The following is a 14,461-nucleotide window of genomic DNA, read 5'->3' on the forward strand; positions in this document are numbered from 1 at the left end:
TCACGATCGATCCTGTGAACGATCCGCCTGTAGCGGTGAACGACACCACCACCACCAATGAGGACACGCCGGTGAACATACCTGTGGTAAAGAACGACAGCGATCCTGACAATCCGTTAGGTATTCCGATCGTCGGTATACCTCCGTCAAACGGAACCGTGGTCGTCAATGCAGACAGTACCATCACCTACACGCCTGACCTGAACTTTAACGGCACAGATTCTTTCACTTATGCGATCTGCGATGGCGGTACACCTAACCTCTGCGACACGGCCACCGTATTCATTACTATCGATCCGGTGAACGATCCGCCTGTAGCGGTGAACGACACCACTACTACCAATGAGGACACGCCGGTCACCATACCTGTACTGGCCAACGACAGCGATCCTGATGATCCGCTGGGTGTTCCGATCGTCGGTACACCTCCGGCCAACGGCTCGGTGGTAGTCAATGCAGACAGCACCATCACCTACACGCCTGACCTGAACTTTAACGGCACTGATTCTTTCACCTATGCGATTTGCGATGGTGGGACACCTAACCTCTGCGACACTGCCACCGTATACATCACCATCGATCCGGTGAACGATCCGCCGGTAGCGGTGAACGACACCACCACCACCAGTGAGGACACGCCGGTCACCATACCTGTACTGGCCAACGACAGCGATTCTGACAGTCCGTTAGGTGTTCCGATCGTCGGTACACCTCCTTCAAACGGCTCGGTAGTAGTCAATGCAGACAGCACCATCACCTACATCCCTGATCCGAACTTTAACGGCACAGACTCATTTACCTATGCGATCTGCGATGGCGGTACACCTAACCTCTGCGACACGGCCACCGTATTCATCACCATCGATCCGGTGAACGATCCTCCTGTAGCGGTGAACGACACGGCTTTGTGTAATTCAATAAGCGGTACAGCAATAGCAGTATTATCTAATGATCTGGATGTAGATGGAGATATACTTCAGGGTGATAGTATCAGTTTGGTAGTGCCGATTGGAGCAACGAACATTATTACAAATGCGAATGGTAATATAATCGGTGCTACAATGCCAGGTGAAGGTGCATGGAGTGTTGCTTCTAACGGCATCATTACATTTATGCCAATTACAGGCTTTACAAATGCACCAACACCGATGGGGTATACGGTAAAGGATTCTATGGGTGCCGTTAGTAACACTGCAATAATTGTATTACCATCAGCCATTGTAACATCTGTAAGCATAACACCAATAGCATGTAATGGCGGTTTGGGCGCGATAGATCTAGCCGTTACTGGTGGCAGCTCCGGTAATTATACTTACAGCTGGAGCAATAGTGCTGTTACCGAAGACTTAAGCAATATACCTGCAGGAGTTTATGTGGTAACGATTACGGATGGTAATGGATGTACACACATTGATACGGTAATCTTGCAAGAGCCCGCATTATTATCCGCCACAACTACATCCATACAACCGACATGTAATGGCGGCACAGGCTCAATAGACTTAACTGTAAATGGCGGTATAGCTCCATATAGTTATAATTGGAGTAATGGAGCCACTACAGAAGATTTGACGAACCTTACACAAGGGGTCTATACTGTTACTATTACAGATGCAAACGGCTGTACAACAATCGTATCAGACACTATAGATAGTGGACCTACTGTAATTACTGCAACCACGCTGGCCACTAATGTGACCTGCGATGGCAAATTGGGTGCAATAGATCTAACAGTGGCTGGCGGTACTCCACCGTATAGCTATAGCTGGAGCAACGGTGCTGTTACGGAAGATTTGGATAGCCTGACAACAGGTATATACACCGTAATAATTACTGACTTTAATGGCTGTATTACTACACATACAGATACAATAAGAGCACCGCAATTGCCTGTTGTGGATGCTGTAGCTAATCAAGTGGTATGTAATCAAGATACTATAATTCAAATCACATTTAGTGGCACTCCATCATTTGCTACCTATGTATGGCAGAATAGCGACACGACCATTGGTTTAGGTAAAAGCGGTACCGGGTCTATACCATCTTTTGTGGCTGTAAATACTACAAATCAGCCAATTACTGCAACAATTACTGTAGTCCCTTACTCTGACAGTTGTATTGGAACGCAAATGAGTTTCACAATTACGGTCAATCCGAGCCCTGACGTGATGATATTAGACGTCAGACAACCAACTGAAATTAATCCGTTCGGAAGTATAGAAGTGTTATCGCCACGCGGAGCAAATTTCAGTTATGCACTTGATGGAGGTGCTTACCAAACATCGCCTCTATTTATGAACCTTGCCGGAGACAGAAGTTATATAATATCTGTAATGAATGAACACAACTGTAACAGGGATACAATAATTACGGTCAATGGTTTAGAAATTACGGTCAATCCTGTGGATACTTGTCACATACCAAATGTAATTACGCCAAACTATGATAACGCAAATGATTATTTCGTGATAGACTGCATTCAGGATAATGTGGAAATATCGATTTATAACAGATGGGGTAATCAAGTATACCATTCATCAAGCTATAAAAATGATTGGTCTGCAGAAGGGTTGAATGGCGGTACTTATTACTATGTTATTAGAATGCCTGCAACCCTCAAAAACAGAGCTTACCATGGATACGTAGAAGTTATTAAATAGGGATAGTAAGGTGAAACTATTTTAAAAAAGTGAAGATGAAACCATTTCGAAATGTATGGCAGTTAGCAGTAGGTGTAGGATTAATATATCTACTGCTGGCAATGCCTTCAGGAATTTATGCGCAACAAAACATACAGTTTGGACAGTATATTTTTAATGGGCTTGCTGTAAACCCTGCTTATGCAGGCTATAAAGAAGCCTGGTACATCAACGGCACTTATAGAGACCAATGGACAGGATTTATTGGGGCACCAAAAACAGCTGTAGTGAGTGTTGACGGTAGTTTTTGGGAACGTAATAGATTCGGTGTTGGCTTCCAGCTTATCAACGATCGTTTAGGAGCACAAAACAACACGGGAGGAGCAGCAAGTTTTGCCTACCGCATACCATTAGATGAGGCAGACAGCAGAAGGCTTTGCTTTGGCATATCAGCCGGTATATACAATTACAGAATAGATAGAAATAAGTTGAACCCCTTAGATCCATATGACCAAGAATTGGAACAATTAAAATCCGTAACTAACCCTGATGCCGGGCTGGGGGTTTACTATTCTACTCCAAAATTGTATGCAGGTTTATCTGCTTTGAATCTGATCTCACGCCATGAAAATGTTTTAACTACCATCAAACGCGCGCCGCACCTTTATTTAACATCAGGGATGTTATTCAATGTAAGCGACAGAGTAAAACTCAAACCTTCCATTTTAGTCAAAGAAGATTTCAAAGGGCCAACCAATATGGACTTCAATGCTTTCATATTATTTAATGACAGGATTTGGCTCGGCGGATCTTACCGCACACGGGTATCATTCTGGAATAAGGATCATTTACAACCTGACTTAACCTATTTAGATGCCTGGTCGGTGATAATAGATTTTTTTGTAACTAAACAATTACGTATTGGTTATGCCTATGACTACACATTGACGGAGATTGCCAATTATGAGCATGGTTCTCACGAAATATCCATCGGCTATACATTCAAACGTAAAGAACAAATTATTATCAGTCCAAGATATTTTTAAGGTATGTTTTATAAGATGCTCAAGAAAAAACTGATCGCCCTCGGTTGTTGTGTTGCCGGTATTTTATTTCAAACAAATATCTGTGCGCAAGAGCAAAAAACAACCCGTGAACTTGCAGAGGGCTATTATTATCGCCAGGAATATGCCAAAGGGTTACCCTTATTTGAGCGGTTGTGGAATAAAGAAAAAAACAATATTGGCTTACTGGAAAGAATAGCCAACAGTTACCGCCAGATCAATGATTATCAAAAAGCAGAAGAATGGTATGCATTGCTGGTGAATACTGTGCCCGCTAACAACTCCAAAGATACGGTGCGTTACGACCATTTCTTGTCTTACATAGAAGTGCTGCAAAACAATTCTAAATATTCCGAAGCAAAAGAGCAAATAGCAAATTATCTATCCAAAGGTGGCAATACCGAGCGGGCAGCTATTTTATCCGAAGGCTGCGATCTGGCACCGCAATGGCGATCAAATCCTACGGATCATATAGTGCAGGAACAAAAAACATGGAACACCACCCTGGCAGACTGGGGCACGAGCTACTATGGCAATCAAATAGTATTTGCTTCGGAGCGTGGCGGAGGAAAAGATTATAAACGAACACTCACTCCATTCACAAAGCTATTTCAGACCTCAGTAGATACAGGCGGAGCCATCTACATTTTTTCAAACCGGCTTGATGATTACAAATACCATGTGGGCCCAGCAATCTTCAATAAAAGTCTCGACACTCTGTATTTTACCCGCACGAACACGGGCAAGGCAACACTGCAATATGCGCGGGATAATGACCGTACGAAACGCGCACGCTATAGGCTCGAACTTTTTATGCAAACGAAGCAAGCTGATGGCAACTGGAGTAAGCCAATACCCTTTGCTTATAATGACGCAAAACATTATTCCCTGGGCCATGCGGCGCTCAGTCCTTCCGGCGATGTGTTATATTATGCAAGCGATAAAGCAGGCGGCTACGGCGGCGTAGATATTTACTACAGTGAAAAACAAGCGGACGGTAGCTGGGGCACTCCCAAAAATTGTGGCCCTGCCATCAATACATTTGGTGATGAGATGTTCCCCACTATAATGGAAGATGGTGCTTTGTATTATTCCACAGATGGTAAAGCCGGGATGGGCGGATTAGACATATTTACCGCTGAAGGTGCTCGCAACCAATGGCGCCAACCTGTAAATATGCAATACCCCATTAACTCTGCCGGCGATGATTTCTATTTCCAGCAAAAGCCATCAACAGTACAAGACCAAATCACAGGCTATCTTTCATCCAATAGAATATCCGGCACCGGCAGCGACGATATTTATTCGTTTAGCCAGCCTTCGAAAATAATACTCGTTTTGGATGGTGTGGTAACGAACAGTAAAACAGGGGAGTTGATAGCATCCGCAAACCTTGATCTGATAGATATTGCTACCAATCAGAAAAAAGTAAAAAGGACTGATACTAATGGTAGCTACTACTTTGAACTTGATAAAGATCATTCGTATAAAATAGTAGCCCAGAAAGAAGGGTATCAACCAGATGAGGCTAGCGTTAGTACAGTAGGGGTGAGGAAAACAACAACATTCACAAGAGACCTTAAACTGACACCGCAAGAAACAATTGTGTTGGAAGGTATTTATTATGATTTTAACAAGTCGAGTATCCGCAAGGAAAGCCAACCGAGCTTGAATAAACTACTCGGTCTCTTACAAGAAAATCCTGATGCTATTGTAGAAATAGGCTCACATACCGATGCCCGCGCACCATTTGCCTACAACATCAAATTATCGCAGCGCAGAGCACAATCGGTGGTAAATTGGTTGGGAGCAAGAGGCATCAATAAAAACAGGATGCGGGCAAAAGGATATGGTGAAAGCCAGCCCCGTAATAACTGCACTGACGGTGTACACTGCTCGGAGTTTGAACATCAGCGCAACCGCCGTACAGAATTTAGAGTTGTTGGCGGTAGCATCGACATCAAATCTTTAGAGCGCTTTAATATGCACGTAGATCCTTGTAAAGGCTGTAAGTTTTAAGAGGATAGTCCTGATTTTTTAAAATAGATATGCTGTAAGCATAAAAAAAGCCCCGCGGTCCGGGGCTTTTCAATTTGAGGCGGAGAGAGAGGGATTCGAACCCCCGGTCCTGTTACAGACAACGGTTTTCAAGACCGCCGCATTCGACCGCTCTGCCATCTCTCCGGGGGCAAAATTAGATAAGCAGGCGAATTTTCAAAAAGTTTTTTCCGCTTTGGCTATATATTTTCTAATGCTATGTTAAATGCACGTTGTTATGGTGCTATAACAAATCCGTTTAGCGGGCGCCTTCGTAAATAAAGTAAATTTGTAGTAATGCATACACTAAGAACAATACTGGCGCTGGGTTTCTTCGCACTACAGCTTTCGGCATGCGCGCAGAAGAATAACTTTGAACAATCGAAAACTTTTGACCAAATGAACAATACAAACGGCTCTGCAAACAATGATCAATTACAAGTCGCCACCTTTGGCGCCGGCTGCTTTTGGTGCGTGGAAGCGCAATTCCAGCAACTGGAAGGAGTGGAGAAAGTAGAGTCGGGCTATATGGGTGGCATTATAGAGAACCCTACTTACAAGCAGGTGTGCACAGGCACAACCGGTCACGCAGAAGTGGCGAACATCTATTACAACCCCGCAAAGATCAGCTACGACGAGCTCCTGGCAGCCTTCTGGACTGCCCACGACCCAACGCAGCTCAATCGCCAGGGTAACGACGTAGGTACGCAATACCGCTCAGCTATCTTTTATCATACGCCTGAACAGAAACAAAAAGCAGAAGAATATAAGAAGAAGCTGAACGAAGAGAAGGCGTTCAATGATCCTGTGGTAACGGAGATATCACCAGCCACCGCCTTCTACAAAGCTGAAGACTACCACCAGAATTACTACAATGACAATAGCTCTCAGCCATATTGTGTATTCGTGGTAAAACCCAAACTGGAAAAGTTTCAGAAAGTATTTAAGGATAAGCTGAAGACGCATAAATAAGTTCTTTACAGCATTGATAGGAGCCGGCATCGCAAAACGAGCCGGCTTTTTGCTGCTGGTAGCGTGTGGCCGTTGGCACCAATCTTATGTATTCTACCATAACCTCTGGCACATATGGCGGAATACATTGATTACTATAAAGTGTTGGGCGTGGACAAAAGTGCCACTACCGACGACATAAAAAAGGCTTACCGCAAACTGGCGCGCAAGTACCACCCAGATCTTAATCCCAACGATGCAGCCGCGCATAAGAAATTCCAGGAGATAAACGAGGCTAACGAGGTATTGGGCGATCCGGAGAACAGGAAGAAATACGACCAGTATGGCGAACATTGGAAACATGCTGAACAGTTTGAGCAGGCTCAACAAGCAGGACAAGCGGGGCAGCAAAGCCGCACCGGCGGTTTCGGTGGCTTTGGCGGATTTGGTGAAAGCGGTGGATTTAGCGGCTTCAATTCTGAGGGTGGCGACTACTCTGATTTCTTTGAACAGGTGTTTGGCCGTAGGGGTAGAAGTCGGCAGACGCAGTATCGCGGAGAAGACTATAATGCGGAGCTGCAAATGAGCTTGACCGATGCCGCCACTACCCGGCAGCAGGTGCTAACTGTTGGCGAAAAGAAAGTGCGGATCACGATACCAGCAGGTGTTGAGGATGGGCAAGTGATCAAGCTTAAAGGCTATGGCAGCCCGGGCATTAACGGTGGCCCCAACGGCGACCTATACATCAAATTCGTGATCAATAACGACACGCAGTTTAAAAGGACCGGCAATGATCTGCACGCTACCATCGATCTGCCGCTGTATACTGCTGTATTGGGTGGGGAGCAGACCGTTGACACTCTCGATGGCAAAATAAAACTCAAGATCCCGGCTGAAACACAAAACGGTACCAAAACACGGATCAAGAACAAGGGCTTTCCTGTTTATAAACAGGAAGACAAATTCGGCGATTTGTATATCACCTACAATGTTGTTCTGCCCACAGGACTAACCGACAAGGAAAAAGAATTGTTTAACGACCTGTCCGGTCTAAGAAAATAGCTATGGAAAAAGATGACCTGATACCTGCGCAGGATTTCTGTATGCATAACCACATTTCTCCAACTATCATTGCCAGTTTTTACGAAGCAGGCCTGATAGAAATAGTGACGATAGAGGGAGAACAATTCCTGGAGATAGAACACCTGCGTGATACCGAAAAACTGGTACGCCTGCATACTGAGCTCGACATTAACCTTCCGGGACTTGAAGCGATCATGCACTTACTTGGTAAAATGGAAGAAATGGAAAATGTGATGCGTACATTGCAACAACGACTAAGGCTATACGAACCATAGTTTAGGAAAACATATCAAAACAATAAAGGCTTCCCAAAGGAAGCCTTTATCAAGTGCGGCAGAGGAGATTCGAACTCCCACGCCCATGACAGGCGCTACCACCTCAAAGTAGTGCGTCTACCAGTTTCGCCACCGCCGCATCTTTAAGGGATTGCAAAGGTAAGTGCTAAAACCAATATTTAAAAGTCAATCCCGCAACAAAAATTTATACATATATCTACTTGCGCAGTATGATGCGGAAAGTAGTGCCTTTGCCCACTTCGCTGCTCTTTACATAGAGCGAACCATGGTGGTATTTTTCAATGATACGCTTAGAAAGTGAAAGGCCTAATCCCCAACCGCGTTTCTTAGTAGTGAACCCGGGGTTGAATATTTTGCTCACCTGGTGCTTGGGGATGCCTTTGCCGTTGTCGGTTACATCTACCAGCACTTGTTCTGGCTGGTCTACCAGTTTCACATCAATTCGTCCCGTGCCGGCCATTGCATCTAGTGCATTGCGCATCAGGTTTTCTATCACCCAGTCAAACAGAGGCCCGCTAAGCAGCACCGGCATCGTGTCGTGATCGGTCTCCAGGTCTATCTTTACCTTATTGGGCGCACGTTTTTGCATGTAGTTCACCATATCCTGCAGGCGTTTCACCAGGTCCTCTTCTTCCAGCCTTGGCGCGCTGCCCACCTTACCAAACCTGTCGGCTACCAGCTTGAGGCGGTCAAGGTCTTTTTGCATTTCGCTTACGGCTTCGGCATTCTCAGGCCGGTCTTTCAGCAGTTCCAGCCAGGCTTCTATAGAGCTAAGTGGTGTGCCCAACTGGTGTGCCGTTTCTTTCGAAAGGCCCACCCACACCTGGTTTTGCACGGATCGGTGAGAGGACGTAAATGCGATCAGCACCACGAGTAGAAACAGTGTAATGATGATCAATTGGATATAAGGATAGTAACGCAGCTGCTTCACCAGGTAGGATTCTCCGTAGTAAACGTGCTGCTTGCCATACCCGAAATCGATCACTATAGGGTCGTGCTCGGCCTTGAACTCACGCAGTTTTGATGGTAGGTAAGTCGGGTCTTTGGCTATTTTATTTGAATCAAGGTTGCGGTTACTGAGAATGCTATCGCCGTCTCCTGCAAGGATCAGTGGGATGGTTTTATTCTGTTCTACTACCATTGATGCGTACCTGAGCGCTACCTCGTCTTCGGTGAGGTAGGTCGTCTTAATTCCCTCTACCAGTTGTATCACATTCTGCTTCTCCTCGTCCGACAGTTTGCGGGCAAGTTGGTTGGTATAGTACAGCGATGCCGCAACTATACACATAGCAACGAGTATTAAATATGTTTTCCAGTTAATATACTGCTTCATAGATCCTGCTGTGCGCTAAACGTAGTTAAGGTAAAAATATTATGATTTTGAATGAAGAACTATTATTTTTGCGAGCGGAAATTTTATCTCCTAATGCATACGCAACATCACGATAGTAACCTTCTGCCTAACGAGGCTGATATCGAACTGAGCAAACCTTCGAAATCACGTTTCTTATTCCTGCTGTTCTTTTTCGGAACATTCATTTTTGCATGGGCAGGCTGCTATAACCTGTACACACACGGTTACAAAAGCACTGAGGATATCAAGGTTCCAGACAATACTCTTTACGAACCTAAGTATAAATAATCATTCGCTTTAGGCAATGATTACTTGCGCGCAGGATACCGCCGTTGTCATTCTTAGCTACAACGGCAAAAAGTGGCATGAGCTGTTCCTGCCGATGATAGTGGCTGAAGCCGGGACCGGCTACGAGGTCATTGTTGCCGACAACGCAAGTACTGACGACACCCTTGCATGGGTGAACGATAATTATCCTACCGTTAAAACGGTACAGATCCCCATCAACCGCGGCTTTGCCAATGGCTACCACGAGGCGCTGAAACAGATACAGGCCAAGTACTATGTGCTGCTCAGCGCCGACTTCGAGGTGACCCCCGGGTGGTTCCCACCACTCATCAACGCTATGCAGCGCTATACTGGTTTGGCCGCGTGCCAGCCGCGCATACGTTACTGGCGCGAGCGCGAATACCTGGAATATGCCGGCGCCGGCGGTGGCTTCATGGATAAATACGGCTATATGTTTTGCCGCGGCCGCATGTTTTCCGACCTGGAAAAAGATGAAGGCCAGTACAGCGACGACATAGAAGTGTTCTGGGCATCGGGCGGCTGTATGATGATACGCGCCGACCTGTATCACAAAATAGGCGGACTCGATAACGACTTCTACGCGCACATGGAAGAAATAGACCTGTGCTGGCGCCTTAAGAATGCCGGTTATAAGATCGGCTACATTGGGCAGTCACTCGTATATCACGTAGGCGGTAGCGTTATCAGCTACGGCAGTCCGCAAAAGCTGTTCTACAACTTCCGCAACAACCTTATATTGCTTACCAAGAACGAGAAGGCCAGCAAGCTGCTTTGGCTTTTCCCTATGCGCCTGGTACTCGACGGCATTGCAGGTCTTAGGTTACTGCTGACGGGGCAGTTCATAGGTACATGGACCATTCTTCGGGCGCATTTCAACTTTTACGGCAGCCTGGGCAAATGGCTGAAACGTCGCCGTGAGTGCAGTAAACACATCACCCACCGCAACGAAGAAGGCATCTATAACCGCAGCATCGTGTGGGACTATTTCGTGCTGCGCAAAAAGGTGTTCCCCAAGCTAAAATGGACGCCTAAACCTTTGAGCTAGAGTTGGCTTAGCCGTTCACCGACAGTTTTCTGCCATTTACCGACCACCCCTCCGGGTTTACCTAAAGCCCCTTCTGCAGGGTGGTAAAGGGTTATACTTTTGCTTCAACAAACAATAATTATCAAGATGGCACGTGAACACCGTTGGAATGCAAACCCTTACTATCGCAGGCGCGACCGTCGTGGCAACAGAGTTTTCGGCGGGATGGTACTGTTACTGCTAGGTGTATTCCTGATGCTGAAGAAACTCAGCCTCATTCCCTATATCAACTGGCACAGCACATGGCCTTTCATCGTTATCGCGATAGGTCTGTTCATAGGCGTACGCAAACGCTTTACCAACCACGTCTGGTGGATACTGATACTGGTAGGTGTGGCGCACCTGGTACCGCCGTTCACTATCATGGGTACGAGCGCTTCGAGCTTGGTAGTACCATTGGCGTTCATCATCGGGGGCTTGCTGATCGTTTTTCGCTCACGAAAAAAAAACGACTGCATAAAGGAGACGGAGGTTGTTACCAATACGGAGAGTTATCTTAATATAGATGTCACCTTCGGCGGTAGGAAAGAGATCGTTACTTCAAAAGAGTTTCGCGGTGGCCGGGTAAATACCACGTTTGGCGGCACTGAGATAAATATGATCCAGGCCGATAGCACGGTTCAGCCAATGATACTGAATCTCGATGTAACCTTCAGCGGTGTTGAATTGATTGTGCCATCGCACTGGGAGCTGCAAAATGAAATAGAGCCGACCTTCGGCAGTGTAGAAGATCACAGGGCTATGCGCACATCCACGATCACCACAGAGGAGAGGAAGGTACTGATACTGAAAGGAAGCTGCAGCTTCGGTAGTATCGAGATCAAATCATACTAATAATATTTCGCCTGTCGCATTCGCGGCAGGCGTTCATCATAATCCATGTTATATGCAAGCTTACGTTGCCCAGATCATTTACAAGATCAAATCATCATCAAAAGGAACCGAACAATATGACGAGCAGTACCGCCTGGTATTTGCCGCCGATGAACGCGAAGCGCTGAACAAGGCGCAGATAATAGGCAAGGAAGAAGAAGCCGCCTTTATCGACCGTCACGGGCGCGCTGTATCGTGGCAGATGGTAGCCATCAAAGACCTGCAGGAAGTAGTACTTAATGATGGATCATTATTGTTCTCTACCGTTAAAGAAGTAGAACCGATAGCCGCGCCTCTCTGGGCAGAATCTGCCAGCTGCTAACACCTGTACATGCAACCGGTAAAGAAATATGTGCTGACATGGCTGTTGCCGTTGTTCTGCCTGTTGGCAGCAGCGCATATTTACCTGTTTCATGAACTGGGCTTTGCAGATTCAACATTGTCCATCTTCGCGGGTTTTGTAGTTACGGCCACGCAAACGCTGGCTGTATGGGCGTTGCTCATCATCATACAGGCTTATCCTACCAGGGTGGGTATTCTCACCTATGCGCTCATCATAGCATCAGTGCTCAGCCTGGCGGTTACGCTCACGGATAATGTCCTGCTCAAACTCTTAGATAGCGAGAACGAGGAGTTTGCCAATTTCGTCAGGCAGAGTTTGGTGATTCATTTTGTAGCTACCTGGCTTATCACCTGCTGGATAGCCAGCGTCATTGCCATGCAAAAGCAACTGGATGAAGTGCGGAAAAGATTTACACAACAGACAGACGCTGCTGCATTGCTGAAAGAGGCAGAGCTATACAAGCTTCGTCAGCAGCTGCAGCCACATTTTTTATATAACAGCCTTAACTCCATCAGTGCGCTAACGATGATAGCGCCCGGTAAGGCACAGGATATGATCGGTAAACTGTCGGATTTTTTGCGCAGCTCTGTGCGACGTGAGGGACAAGAGCATATACCCGTTGATGAAGAACTGAGTTATATAGAAGCCTATCTATCGATAGAAGCGATACGTTTTGGAGACAGGCTGAAAGTGGAGTTTGAGAAAGAATACACGGATGCAGCAACGATACCACCGTTTTTACTGCAGCCGGTGTTAGAGAACGCCATCAAGTTTGGGCTGTATGGCAAAACAGGGCAGGTAACCATAACTGTGCACATCAGTTTGCAAGCAGGCATGTTACACATCACCATCAGCAATCCATACGATCCGCAAATGCAGATGCCCAAGGGTACAGGCTTCGGGCTGGAAGGCATACGCCGCAGGTTGTACCTGTTATTTGCCCGTGCCGACCTTTTAGAAACCTCGCAGGAAAACGAGATATTTACAACCATTTTAAAGATCCCTCAGCATGTACAAGGCGATACTGATAGACGATGAACCATTGGCACGCCAACTCATCGCCACTTTTCTGCAACCTTATACACAAGTACAGGTGGTAGCCGAGTGCAACGACGGCTTTGAGGGATTTAAAGCTATACAGGAACTCCAGCCTGATCTTATCTTTCTCGATGTGCAGATGCCTAGAGTAAATGGTTTTGAGATGCTGGAGCTGTTGGACAATCCACCTGCTGTCATCTTTACTACTGCTTTTGATGAATATGCATTGAAGGCGTTTGAAGCACACGCTGTCGATTACCTGCTGAAACCAGTGTCAAGAGAACGTTTTGATAAAGCGATGCAGAAGTGGCTGCAGCAGGCTGCGGCGAAGAATCTGCCTGCCATGGGGCAGCTGCTGGAAAATGACATTTACGAAGGCTACCAGCACCGGATAGTGGTAAAGGACAATGGCATGATCCGCATCATACCGGCGCAGGATATATACTATATAGAAGCCAGCGACGATTACGTGAAGATCTTTACCTCCAACGGTACTTACCTTAAAAAGAGTACACTTAATCATATTGAGCAAAGCTTCGACCCGAAACAGTTTGTGCGTGTACACCGCTCATTCCTGATACCGGTAAGCCAGCTATCGCGTATAGAGCCTTATGAAAAAGAAAGCCACATTGCGTTGCTGCATTGCGGCGCTAAAGTAGTAGTGAGCAAAAGCGGTATGTCGCGGCTGAAGACCTTGCTGGGTTGGTAAAAACTGAAGCTTAATTGCTCACGGCCGTTACGATCAGGCTCTCCGGGTTAATTGTCTTGCCTCCTATATCAAAAGAAGGCTCCTCCATTTCCTGCACATCACTTACGGTAAAGGAATTTTGGGTTAACAGCTCAACCAGGTCATCTTTGCTATATAAGGTAAAGCCGTACTTAGTAAACGGCATTTTCAACATAGCGTGTTTGGGACGTATGCCAATTACCAATTTTCCTCCCGGTTTCAACACGCGTCTTATCTCCGCCAATTCTATTGTCGGGTTTTCCCAAAAATAAATGATGTTGATGCCCATCGCCTTTGTAAATGCTCCATCAGCAAAGGACATATTATCAACCGCTCCCTGTACCAACTTCACCTGTCCTTTCGCTATCCATTCCTTGTTCAATTCCTTTGCCGCCTCTATCATCGTCTCCGAATAATCGATGCCGGTGTATGAAATAGACTGATCACGACCAATAATTTCTTTGATAAAATAGCCATTGCCCATACCCATTTCTAATACTGAATCTCCGGGCACCGGGTCCAGCTTTTGAATGGCATACTCATTTATCAGGCGGTTACCCCGGTTCATGATCTCTCCCGTCGTAATACCGTCTTCGCCTTCCGGTTTTCGTAGCTGCTGCGCCACTAGCCGCAGATGTTGTTCTTCTGTACCCATAATCTCAG

Annotated in this window: 14 protein-coding genes and 2 tRNA genes; 12 read left to right on the forward strand and 4 right to left on the reverse strand. The window is 46.2% G+C overall.

Annotated features, from left to right (window positions below):
• The 3 genes from P2W83_RS16225 to P2W83_RS16235 all read left to right on the forward strand — a co-directional run.
• Positions 1-2,660 (forward strand): Ig-like domain-containing protein (locus P2W83_RS16225; protein WP_276134819.1); only part of this gene is annotated, 2,660 nt, incomplete at its 5' end.
• A 35-nt stretch (positions 2,661-2,695) separates the two neighbouring features.
• Complete coding sequence (locus P2W83_RS16230) at positions 2,696-3,685, forward strand: PorP/SprF family type IX secretion system membrane protein (RefSeq protein ID WP_276134820.1); 990 nt, start codon at positions 2,696-2,698, stop codon at positions 3,683-3,685.
• 15 nt (positions 3,686-3,700) lie between these two features.
• Positions 3,701-5,722: an OmpA family protein gene (locus tag P2W83_RS16235; protein WP_276134821.1), complete on the forward strand. Its 2,022-nt coding sequence runs from the start codon at positions 3,701-3,703 to the stop codon at positions 5,720-5,722.
• Between the two features lie 80 nt (positions 5,723-5,802).
• Here the strand turns inward: P2W83_RS16235 and P2W83_RS16240 are convergent.
• Positions 5,803-5,887 (reverse strand) — tRNA-Ser (locus P2W83_RS16240).
• Between the two features lie 150 nt (positions 5,888-6,037).
• On the opposite strand from P2W83_RS16240, the gene msrA reads away from it, so the two are divergent.
• The 3 genes from msrA (at position 6,038) to P2W83_RS16255 (ending at position 8,049) form a co-directional block, all read left to right on the forward strand.
• Entirely contained in the window at positions 6,038-6,712 is a 675-nt protein-coding gene (gene msrA / locus P2W83_RS16245) for a peptide-methionine (S)-S-oxide reductase MsrA (RefSeq protein WP_276134822.1), read from the forward strand.
• Positions 6,713-6,826: 114 nt separating this feature from the next.
• A complete protein-coding gene (locus tag P2W83_RS16250) occupies positions 6,827-7,753 on the forward strand; it encodes a J domain-containing protein (protein ID WP_276134823.1) in 927 nt (308 codons plus the stop codon).
• Positions 7,754-7,755: 2 nt separating this feature from the next.
• Complete coding sequence (locus tag P2W83_RS16255; protein ID WP_276134824.1) at positions 7,756-8,049, forward strand: chaperone modulator CbpM; 294 nt, start codon at positions 7,756-7,758, stop codon at positions 8,047-8,049.
• 54 nt (positions 8,050-8,103) lie between these two features.
• Here P2W83_RS16255 and P2W83_RS16260 read toward each other — a convergent pair.
• Both P2W83_RS16260 and P2W83_RS16265 read right to left on the reverse strand, forming a co-directional pair.
• Positions 8,104-8,188 (reverse strand) — tRNA-Leu (locus tag P2W83_RS16260).
• A 78-nt stretch (positions 8,189-8,266) separates the two neighbouring features.
• Positions 8,267-9,403 carry a sensor histidine kinase gene (locus tag P2W83_RS16265; protein ID WP_276134825.1) on the reverse strand — a complete coding sequence of 379 codons (1,137 nt, stop codon included), beginning with the start codon at positions 9,401-9,403 and terminating at the stop codon, positions 8,267-8,269.
• A 93-nt stretch (positions 9,404-9,496) separates the two neighbouring features.
• On the opposite strand from P2W83_RS16265, the gene P2W83_RS16270 reads away from it, so the two are divergent.
• From P2W83_RS16270 to P2W83_RS16295, 6 genes are all read left to right on the forward strand, one after another.
• Positions 9,497-9,712: a hypothetical protein gene (locus tag P2W83_RS16270; RefSeq protein WP_276134826.1), complete on the forward strand. Its 216-nt coding sequence runs from the start codon at positions 9,497-9,499 to the stop codon at positions 9,710-9,712.
• Between the two features lie 16 nt (positions 9,713-9,728).
• On the forward strand, positions 9,729-10,778 hold the full coding sequence (locus P2W83_RS16275) for a glycosyltransferase family 2 protein (RefSeq protein WP_276134827.1): 1,050 nt from the start codon (positions 9,729-9,731) through the stop codon (positions 10,776-10,778).
• A gap of 126 nt (positions 10,779-10,904) precedes the next feature.
• A complete protein-coding gene (locus P2W83_RS16280; protein ID WP_276134828.1) occupies positions 10,905-11,651 on the forward strand; it encodes a LiaF transmembrane domain-containing protein in 747 nt (248 codons plus the stop codon).
• A 52-nt stretch (positions 11,652-11,703) separates the two neighbouring features.
• Entirely contained in the window at positions 11,704-12,012 is a 309-nt protein-coding gene (locus tag P2W83_RS16285) for a DUF4288 domain-containing protein (protein WP_276134829.1), read from the forward strand.
• Between the two features lie 9 nt (positions 12,013-12,021).
• Positions 12,022-13,071, forward strand: a complete 1,050-nt coding sequence (locus tag P2W83_RS16290; protein ID WP_276134830.1) for a sensor histidine kinase — start codon at positions 12,022-12,024, stop codon at positions 13,069-13,071.
• On the forward strand, positions 13,043-13,780 hold the full coding sequence (locus tag P2W83_RS16295) for a LytR/AlgR family response regulator transcription factor (protein WP_276134831.1): 738 nt from the start codon (positions 13,043-13,045) through the stop codon (positions 13,778-13,780). The genes P2W83_RS16290 and P2W83_RS16295 overlap by 29 nt, the downstream gene beginning before the upstream one ends.
• A gap of 10 nt (positions 13,781-13,790) precedes the next feature.
• On the opposite strand, the gene P2W83_RS16300 is transcribed toward P2W83_RS16295, so the two are convergent.
• Positions 13,791-14,453, reverse strand: a complete 663-nt coding sequence (locus P2W83_RS16300; protein ID WP_276134832.1) for a class I SAM-dependent methyltransferase — start codon at positions 14,451-14,453, stop codon at positions 13,791-13,793.
• Positions 14,454-14,461 lie beyond the last annotated feature (8 nt).

This window comes from Polluticoccus soli, assembly GCF_029269745.1.
GTDB lineage: Bacteria > Bacteroidota > Bacteroidia > Chitinophagales > Chitinophagaceae > Polluticoccus > Polluticoccus soli.